The sequence below is a fragment of the Paraburkholderia solisilvae genome (assembly GCF_902859875.1).
Classification (GTDB): Bacteria; Pseudomonadota; Gammaproteobacteria; order Burkholderiales; family Burkholderiaceae; genus Paraburkholderia; species Paraburkholderia solisilvae.
In genome coordinates this window covers 76,883-85,976 of the sequence record NZ_CADIKF010000031.1, presented here as the reverse complement: position 1 = coordinate 85,976, position 9,094 = coordinate 76,883, and the positions used below count along the sequence as shown (strand labels likewise).

The window sequence follows — 9,094 nt, the reverse complement described above, 5'->3', positions numbered from 1 at the left end:
GCCGCGGCGGCGGTCGCGCCCGCGACGGCGGCGGGATTGCCTGCGGCGGCGGTACCTGCGGCGGCGTCAGCGGCTGCCGCAGCGGTCTCGTCGAGCGCGGCGGCAATCAATCCCGCCACCGCCACCTCGGCCATGCCGGCATCGGACGCGGCGGCCTCGCCGGCGATGCCTGCGCATCTGCTCGAGCCTGTCACGGAACACGCCGGCGCCGCTTCCCCTGCCTCCAGCCCGATCGCCGTGCCACAGTCGCAGCCGCAGTAAGCGCGACGCGCACTCAACACGCGCGACTATGCGTCGATCACGCGCAGATTACGCGCCGGCGCTCTGCGCACGCTCGCGAATCAGCTCGATCAACGCACGCAGCCCCGCGGGTACATGACGCCGGCCTGGATAGTACAAACACAAGCCATCGAGCGGCGGCGTCCAGTCCGCGAGCACGCGCTGCAGCGTGCCGGCCTGCAGATCGGCGCCGACCGTCCATTCGGTCAGATACGTAAGCCCCAGCCCGGCGCGCGCGGCTGACAGCATCAGTTCGGCATCGTCCAGCGTTATCGCGCCTTTCACGTCGATCGCCCATGCCTCGCCGTGGCGCTCGAATTCCCAGTGATAAATCGCGCCGCTCGGCATGCGCGTGCGGATGCACTGATGCGCGGCCAGATCGGCCGGCGTGCGCGGCGGCGCATGCGTTGCGAAATACGCGGGGCTGCCCGCCACCGCGAAACGCTGCAGCGGGCCGAAGGGCACCGCGATCATGTCTTGCGGCACCGTCTCGGCGAGCCGGATGCCCGCGTCGAAACCTTCGAGCACGATGTCGATCATACGGCCCTCGGTGACGACATCGAGCTTCATCTCCGGATAGCGGCGCAGAAATTCGATAAACACTGGCATCGCCTGGCGAGCCGCGCCTGCGGATGTATTGATACGCAAAGTGCCGGACGGGGTATCACGATAATTGCCTGCCTGCTCGAGCGCGGTGCGGATGGTCGACAACGCCGGCGCGATGCTGTCGACGAACTGCGCGCCGGCCTCGGATAGCGACACGCTGCGCGTGGTGCGGTTGAAAAGGCGCACGCCGATGCGCGCCTCGAGCGCCGCGATCGCATGACTCAACGCCGACTTCGATACGCCAAGCTCGGTGGCCGCCGCGCGAAAGCTGCGATGCCGCGCCACCGCCAGCACCGCTTCCAGTTCGCCGAGTCCGGAGGTTTCCATTGTCCCAAATCGCTCAACAAGTCGTGCCCGATTATATGGCTAGTCAGGCCAACCCATCGGCTCTATCTTGATGACCGATATGCACGTTCAGGAGCCTTACTACATGCAGCAAATCGACAAAATCTACATCGACGGCGAATTTGCGACGCCGCACGGCGAGGAAATGTTCGACCTGTTCAACCCTGCGACCGAACAGGTGATCGGCCGCGTGCGGCTCGCGGACGAAGACGATGCGAACCGCGCCGTCGCGGCCGCCAGGCGGGCGTTTGCGTCGTTTTCGCGAACCAGCAAGAGCGAGCGGCTCGACCTGCTGCAGAGCATGATCCGTGCGCTGGAAGCGCGCGAAGACGACCTCTACGAAGCGATCGTCGACGAATACGGCTCGCCGGTTTCACGCGCGCGCCTGATGGCGAAATACGCGCCGGTCGCGATCGGCGAGGCGGCGAAAGTCCTGCGGCAATACGATTTCACGCAACGTATCAACGCAAGTGAACTCGTGATGCAACCGGTCGGCGTCGCCGGCATCATCACGCCGTGGAACGCCAATGCGCTTTTCATCTGCAACAAGTTCGCAACTGCGCTCGCGGCGGGCTGTACAGCGGTGATCAAGCCGAGCGAGATGAGCGCGATCCAGACGCAAATCGTGACCGAGGCATTGCACGAAGCCGGCTTGCCGGCAGGGGTGCTCAATATCGTCACCGGCCGCGGCGAGGTGGTCGGCGCAACGATCAGCGCGCATCCGGACATCGCGAAGATTTCGTTCACCGGCTCGACGGCGGTCGGCAAAACGATCTGGCGTGCGGGCGCGGACACACTCAAACGCATCACGCTTGAACTGGGCGGCAAATCGCCATTCATCGTCCTCGACGATGCGAATTTCGCCGAAGCGGTGCCGTTCGCGCTGCAGGCGGGTTTTGTGAACAACGGTCAGGCTTGCGGTGCGGGCACGCGCATTCTGGTGCCGCAATCGCGCGTTAAAGAATTCGAGGCGCTGATCGGCACCGCAGCCGGCAACATACGATCGGGCGACCCGCGCGACCCGGCGACCGTGATCGGACCGCTCGTCAGCGAAAAGCAATGGAATCGCGTGCAGCGCTATATCCGCGTTGGGATCGACGAAGGCGCGCGGCTCCTGACCGGTGGCGAAGGGCGGCCCGACGGACACCAGTCCGGCTGGTTCGTGCGGCCCACGGTGTTCACCGACGTACGCAACGACATGACCATCGCGCGCGAAGAAATTTTCGGGCCGGTGCTGTCGATCATCACGTATCGCGATCTGGAAGAGGCGATCGCCATTGCGAACGACACGACCTATGGGCTGCAGGCGTACGTGGTGTCGGCCGACCCGGCGCGGGCGCGAGAAGTGGCGGCGCGCATCGATGCGGGGCGCGTGTTGATCAACGGCCTTGCGCAAGATCTGGCCGTGCCGTTCGGCGGGTTCAAGCAGTCGGGGATCGGCCGCGAACTGGGCACGCTCGGCATCGAGGCCTATCTGGAGCCGAAGGGCGTGATGACGGCGGTGTGAAGTTCTTGCGTACGCCTTGCGCGTAATGGTTTCGATCGGGCCGACGGGTGCCGGCCTGATTCGATCGCTCTCTCACGACACGTGGCATCTTGCTGTACATTGCACAGCAATCGCTGTGCAATGTACAGCACTCCACGACGCATCACGCCAAACTCCGTGTGCTCCGCGCAATCGCCTGCGGCGGCTGCCCGAACGCCCGCAAGAACGCGCGCCGCATTCTTTCGCGATCGCCGAAGCCGGTCTCGCGCGCGACCACGTCCACGCCATGCCGGCCGCTTTCCAGCATCAGCCGCGCCGCTTCCACGCGCAGCCGCTCAACCGCCTTGGCGGGCGTCTGCCCGGTTTCCTCGCGAAACGTGCGCGTGAACTGACGCGGGCTCAAGTGCGCGGCGCCGGCCAGTTCCTCGACCGACAATTCCGCCTGCAGATTCTGCTTCGCATAGTTCAACGCGTTCTGAATGCGGTCCGATCTGGGCTCGAGATCGAGCAACGCGGAAAACTGCGACTGTCCGCCCGAGCGCCGGTGATACAGCACCAGTTGCCGCGCGACCGAGCGCGCCGCGTCGACGCCCAGATCTTTCTCGACCAGCGCCAGCGCGAGATCGACGCACGCGCTCATGCCGGCCGATGTCCACACCGGCCCGTCAATGATGAAAATGCGGTCTTCCTCCATTTTCACGTCCGGGTGATCGCGCCGCATCTTGTCCGCGAAATACCAGTGCGTCGTCGCGCGCCGCCCGGCAAGCAGACCCGCCTCGGCCAGATTGAACGCGCCCGTGCAGGTCGAACCGATCCGCCGGACGGCCGGCGCCGAGCGCTTCAGGAACTCGATCACGGCGGGCGGCGACGTCAACGCATCGTTGTCGCCGACCACGATCAGCGTGTCAAACGGGCTGTCGTCGAACTTTTGCGTCGTCACCGAGAACCCCGCCGACCCTTGCACCGCGCCGCCTTCCGCGGATAGCAGCACGAGGTCGTACAGCGGCTCATCCGCCGCGCGGTTGGCGAACTCGAATACCGTCAGCACCGACAGATTCATGATCTGAAACCCCGGAAACACCACGATTCCCATACGCAGCATAACGATCTTCCTCATGTCCTGAAAAGTGGCATATACGACATTGCCGCCATGTGAGTATGCACCTAATCTTCGGTTCATGCATCAACGCATCGCAATGAAACGAACCGAAATCACTCACTTACTGGAGCTCGACATGTCGAACACATCTTTCAAAGGCACCGCCGTCGTTACGGGTGCATCCACCGGCATCGGTGCGGTCTACGCTCAACGCCTCGCGCGCCGCGGCTATGACCTGATCGTCGTCGCCCGCAACCGCGCCCGCCTCGAGCAACTGGCCACGCGCATCACCCGTGAAACCGGCCGTTCGGTGGAAATCGTCACCGCCGACCTCGCGAAAGATGAAGATATCCGCCGCGTCGAAAACGTGTTGCGCGCCGATGCGAGCATTACGATGCTCGTCAACAATGCCGGCATCGGCGCCGCGTTGCCGCTGCTCAACTCGGACGTCGACGCGATGGAAGCGATGATCAAGCTGAACGTCGTGTCGCTGACCCGCCTCACGTATGCAATCGCGCCGGCCTTCGTGGCACGCGGCGGCGGCAGCATCATCAATGTCGCATCGATTGCAGGTGTCGCGCCGGAAATTCTGAACGGCGTCTATGGCGGCACGAAGTCGTTCGTGGTCGCGCTCACGCAATCGCTGCGTCATGAACTCGCCGATAAGGGCATCCGTGCGCAAGCCGTGCTGCCCGGCGCAACGCGCACCGAATTCTGGGGCATCGCGGGCCAGCCGGTCGAAAACCTGCCCCAGCAGATCGTGATGGATGCCGAAGACATGGTCGACGCCGCGCTCGCGGGCTTCGACCAGGGCGAAGCGGTCACGATTCCGTCGCTGCCGAACGTTGCAGACTGGAACGCGTTCGAGTCGGCACGCCAGGCGTTGATGCCGAATCTGTCGCGCAGCAAGCCGGCCGAGCGCTTTAACGTGACGGAAACGGCGGAAGCGGCGGAAGCGGTGTAAGGACGCACGCGAAGACGCACGACGCCGCGACGCGCATGGCCGTCGCGGCTCCGGCTGGGCGGACGGCCCAACGCCGACTGTATAACTGGATACCGACGCAGGCACGCAATCGTGCCTGTTCGTCGTTCTTCCATGATGAGGAGAAAGAGATCAGCCCGCATACGGACATGGACAAATACCACTAGCCCGAAAACGTACTCCGTAGAATCGGTTCGCATCGATGCGTTTCCCGATCATTCATTCGATACGGAGTACGGCATGGCCCATACATCGTCGATAGCTTCGCAAGGGTGGCTTCACTCGCAAACGGACGACACCGCGTCGGTTCATGCGGCAAAAGCGCAAAAACGCCACCGGCGGAAAGCGGGCGCGAGGCTACCGCCCAACGATCCGCAAATACCCGCAACGCCTACGCCCACGCAAGATCAGACGCCATCCGGCAACACCGAAGTCACGCGCATATACCTCGGCCCCGTCTCGCAAGGTGCGCCCAGACAAAACAGTCCACAGATTCCGGCAAAAGTCTGGCTCGATATGCAGAGACAAAAAAAGCACCCCACGTCCGCGAAGGGCAGACAACCAACCACCCGACACGATCCGCCAAACAGGACGCAACCGCCGGTTTCATCAGGAGGCAGCGGCGTCACTGTCACCAATCAGGAAACCGCCCCCGTCAAGCCACGCCTGCCGCCGAATCTGGGCGCCATGACGTTGAAACGGTTGCAGGGCGAAGGGCCGCTCAACCTGGAACCCGCCACTGGCCCGGCCGCCGACATCGCGCGAATCAGGCAGTTCGGCATGGCGCTCACGTTCTATCGGAACGACAAAAGCGCATCGCAGACGCGCGATCTTTCATCGATCGACAAGACGGCCTACGAGGCAAGGCATGACGTCATCGCATTCGGCAAAGGCACAGACGGGACTTCATATGTACCCGAGGCGAAGGCGTATATAGGAAGGGCATGGACCACCACACCGACCGAACTGTCGGGAACGGACATCGTCAAACTCGGCGCCGGAAAGGACGGCACGGCCGCGATCATGCTGCCGTTCGATCAATTGCGCCTTGGGTCGACGGTTATCGTCACCGGCGGTCCAATGCGTGGCAGTACGATGCTGTTCGCCGCCGATAACCACGGCTTCTATGCATACCATGCCGGCACATCGTCAAACGAACCGCGTTGGACCGTATCCGAAGACGGCGCACGCAGCATCGCAAACGCTTACCGTGCGATGCATCCTGCGCACCACGCATGGATTACGGCGCGATCGGGCGCCGACGAACTGGTTTCCATCGCGAAACTGGAACCATTCTCCGCGCTGATCTACAACGGCGCGTACTCGACCGAACCCGGCCGCAAGCTGCCGGACGAACGCATCCATGCTCCGCTGCATGCCACAGGAACAGAGCCCAACGACCCGTGGCACATGATGACCTTCAGCTATTTCGAGCCCGGCGATGTGCGTAGCGTGGGCACGGCGCAAGCCGTGATATCGAAAGACGCCGGCGGCAAAATAACGGTCCAGGTCATGGGCGAGAAAGGCAAGCTGGACCACATGCAAACCATGGACCTGCATGGCGGTTCCGTGGGATTCCGCTACAGGCCGATCGAAGGTGCGACGACGTCCTACACCGTCGAACCATCGAAGCAACGGTGAGAAGGCCGTGGCATGCTTGCGCCGCCGCCCCTGAAGCAGCCGGCGGCCCCGCTAGCTCGCCAGCGCCTGAAGTTGCGCGTACAACGAATCCGGAATCTCGATGCCGTCGCGGTGCGCCGCCTCCGCCAGACCGTGGCGGCGCTGGCCGGGCAGGCGCACGTCTTCATCCTGCAGCAGCGCTTCGACAAGCGCCTCGACGCGCGACAGGTACATGTCGTTGCCCGCCAACGCGCCCGGATCGACCGCCCAGAACAGATGGCCGATGCGCGCGCGATTGCCGTCCTCGGTCAAAAACGACCCGGCTTCATAGCCGAAGTTCGCGCCCGCAAGCGCGGCCGCCAGCAGCTCGACCATCAACGCGAGCATCGCGCCTTTCGCACCGCCGAACGGCAGCACCATGCCGTCGAGCGCGGCCTTGGCATCCGTCGTCGGCGTGCCGTCGCGCGTGGTCGCCCAGCCTTCGGGAATCGGCTTGCCTTCGCGCGCGGCGATCATGATCTTGCCGCGCGCCGCCTGCGATAACGACAGGTCGATCATCAGCGCTTCGCCGTTGCGGCGCGGGAACACCGCGGCGATCGGGTTCGTGCCGAACAGCGGATGCCGGCCGCCCGCCGCCGGCATCGCGCCCGGCGAGTTGCTGAAGGCGAGCCCGACGAGCCCCGCTGCACCGAGCGCTTCAAGGTGGTACGCACCGACGCCGAAGTGATGGCTGCGCGTCACGCTTGCCACCGCACTGCCGTGTTCGCGCGCACGGACGATCAGCGTGTCGATCGCAAGTGCGCAGGCGGGAAACGCCATGCCGTCCGCCGCATCGACGAGCACGGCGGCGTTGCGCGACGCGATGACGGCGGGCCGCGCCTGTGGATCGACGCGGCCGTTGCGCAGCTGCGCGATATACATCGGCAGCCGCGCGACGCCGTGCGACGACAGACCGCGCTCGTCCGCATAAACCAGTGCCCGTGCGGTCGCGGCCGCGGTCTCGTGCGTCGTACCCGCTCGTTCGACGGCGCTCGTTGCCAGCGCCAGCAGTGCATCGGGTGAAACACGCGTCATAGCAGGATTCCTTTATTACGTTGCGGCCGGGGCTCGCCGAAACCGGCCGCAACGCCCCGCCCTGTCAGTTTGATGATTCGCGCGCAAACGCCGGCGGCGCACCGCCGTCGGCATCGCCCGCTTGCGTTTGGGGTTCGTCCCGCAGCACGTCTTGCGGCGGCGCCGCGAGAAATTCGCGCGCGGCGCGCGCGTCGAACGCACCTTCCCAGCGCGCGACGACGATGGTCGCGACCGCGTTGCCGATCATGTTCACGATCGCGCGAATTTCGTTGAGCACGCGATCGATGCCGAGAATCAGCGTGATGCCCGCGACCGGAATGATATTGTGCGTCGACAGTGTAGCGGTAAGTGCGACCAGCGCCGCGCCCGCCACGCCCGCGCCGCCCTTCGACGTCAGCATCAGCACCGCGAGCAGCCCGAGCTGTTGCAACAGCGTCAGATGGGTGTTGGTCGCCTGCGCGATAAAGAGCGAGGTCATCGTCAGGTAGATCGCGGCGCCGTCGAGGTTGAACGAATAGCCGGTCGGCAGCACGAGACCGACCACCGTCTTCGGGCAGCCGAGCCGCTCGAGCTTCTCCATCAGACGCGGCAGCACCGATTCGGTGGTCGACGTGCCGAGCACGATCAGCAGTTCCTCGCGCAGGTATTTGAGCAGCGGCCACAGCCCGACACCGGCCCAGCGGCATATCGTGCCGAGCACCAGCACGATGAACAGGATGCTCGTCACGTAGAAGCAGACGATCAGCAGCCCGAGTTGCTGCAGCGTGCCGATGCCGTACCTGCCGACCGTAAATGCCATCGCGCCGAATGCGCCAAGCGGCGCAAGCCGCATGATCATTTCGACGATGCTCATCAGCACATCGCTTGTCTGCTCGATCACGCGCGCGAGAAAACGGCTGCGGCGCGAGGTCAGCGAAAGCGCAATGCCGAACAGCACCGAAAACAGCAGCACCTGCAGCAGGTCGCCGCGCGCGAACGCGCCGACCACCGAGTTCGGCACGATCTGCTCGAGGAAATTCGTCGACGCCTGGTTGTGCACTTCAGTCACATAACGGCCGACCGCTTGCGGATCGAGCGTCTTCGGATCGATATTCAGACCCGCGCCCGGATGCAGCAGATTCGCGACCACGAGTCCGATCAGGAGCGCGACCGTCGTGACGACTTCAAAGTACACGATGGTCTTCAGGCCGACGCGGCCGACCGCCTTCAACGACTCCATCCGCGCGATACCGACCGACACCGTGCAGAAGATCACCAGCGTGATCAGCATCTTGATGAGGCGGATGAACGTATCGCCGAGCGGCTTCATTTGCACGCCGAAGTCGGGCGCGAAGTGACCCACGAGAATACCGGCAGCAAGCCCGATCAGGACTTGCACATAGAGATGTCGTAGCACGCGCAAGATGGTGTCTCCTCCACTCGCTGCTGCTGGATTGGGAACAATGCCGCGCGACGCGTGCCGGGCCTCGTTTATTTACCGTGCCCTTGTACGTTGTGAGGAACCACGCGTTGCGCGCGCACTGCTGCGAACTGCGTTTGTTTTGACTGGCTGGATTGAGGCGGGAAGATGCGGCAAAGCGGCGCGGTGCGGCGGCACGTCACG

At 64.3% G+C, this 9,094-nt stretch carries 8 protein-coding genes; 3 read left to right on the top strand and 5 right to left on the bottom strand.

What is annotated here, in order from left to right:
- Both HV675_RS19480 and HV675_RS19475 read right to left on the bottom strand, forming a co-directional pair.
- Positions 1 to 194, bottom strand: a 194-nt coding sequence (locus tag HV675_RS19480; RefSeq protein WP_175112687.1) for a hypothetical protein, incomplete at its 3' end; no start/stop codon positions are given.
- A gap of 115 nt (positions 195 to 309) precedes the next feature.
- Positions 310 to 1,212: a LysR family transcriptional regulator gene (locus tag HV675_RS19475; RefSeq protein ID WP_175112685.1), complete on the bottom strand. Its 903-nt coding sequence runs from the start codon at positions 1,210 to 1,212 to the stop codon at positions 310 to 312.
- Positions 1,213 to 1,315: 103 nt separating this feature from the next.
- Here HV675_RS19475 and HV675_RS19470 point away from each other — a divergent pair, with 103 nt between their 5' ends.
- A complete protein-coding gene (locus HV675_RS19470) occupies positions 1,316 to 2,737 on the top strand; it encodes an aldehyde dehydrogenase family protein (RefSeq protein ID WP_175112683.1) in 1,422 nt (473 codons plus the stop codon).
- Between the two features lie 142 nt (positions 2,738 to 2,879).
- Here HV675_RS19470 and HV675_RS19465 read toward each other — a convergent pair whose 3' ends face one another.
- Positions 2,880 to 3,818, bottom strand: coding sequence for a GlxA family transcriptional regulator (locus tag HV675_RS19465; protein WP_175112682.1), 939 nt, complete (start codon positions 3,816 to 3,818; stop codon positions 2,880 to 2,882).
- Positions 3,819 to 3,951: 133 nt separating this feature from the next.
- Here HV675_RS19465 and HV675_RS19460 point away from each other — a divergent pair, with 133 nt between their 5' ends.
- Both HV675_RS19460 and HV675_RS19455 read left to right on the top strand, forming a co-directional pair.
- Complete coding sequence (locus tag HV675_RS19460; RefSeq protein WP_175112680.1) at positions 3,952 to 4,779, top strand: SDR family NAD(P)-dependent oxidoreductase; 828 nt, start codon at positions 3,952 to 3,954, stop codon at positions 4,777 to 4,779.
- A 111-nt stretch (positions 4,780 to 4,890) separates the two neighbouring features.
- Positions 4,891 to 6,438 (top strand): cytotoxic necrotizing factor Rho-activating domain-containing protein, encoded by a 1,548-nt coding sequence (locus HV675_RS19455; RefSeq protein WP_175112678.1) that lies wholly within the window; start codon positions 4,891 to 4,893, stop codon positions 6,436 to 6,438.
- 51 nt (positions 6,439 to 6,489) lie between these two features.
- Here HV675_RS19455 and HV675_RS19450 read toward each other — a convergent pair whose 3' ends face one another.
- Together HV675_RS19450 and dctA are read right to left on the bottom strand one after the other, a co-directional pair.
- Positions 6,490 to 7,491 (bottom strand): Ldh family oxidoreductase, encoded by a 1,002-nt coding sequence (locus tag HV675_RS19450; protein ID WP_175112676.1) that lies wholly within the window; start codon positions 7,489 to 7,491, stop codon positions 6,490 to 6,492.
- Between the two features lie 64 nt (positions 7,492 to 7,555).
- A complete protein-coding gene (gene dctA, locus HV675_RS19445; protein WP_217478178.1) occupies positions 7,556 to 8,893 on the bottom strand; it encodes a C4-dicarboxylate transporter DctA in 1,338 nt (445 codons plus the stop codon).
- Between the last annotated feature and the right edge of the window lie 201 nt (positions 8,894 to 9,094).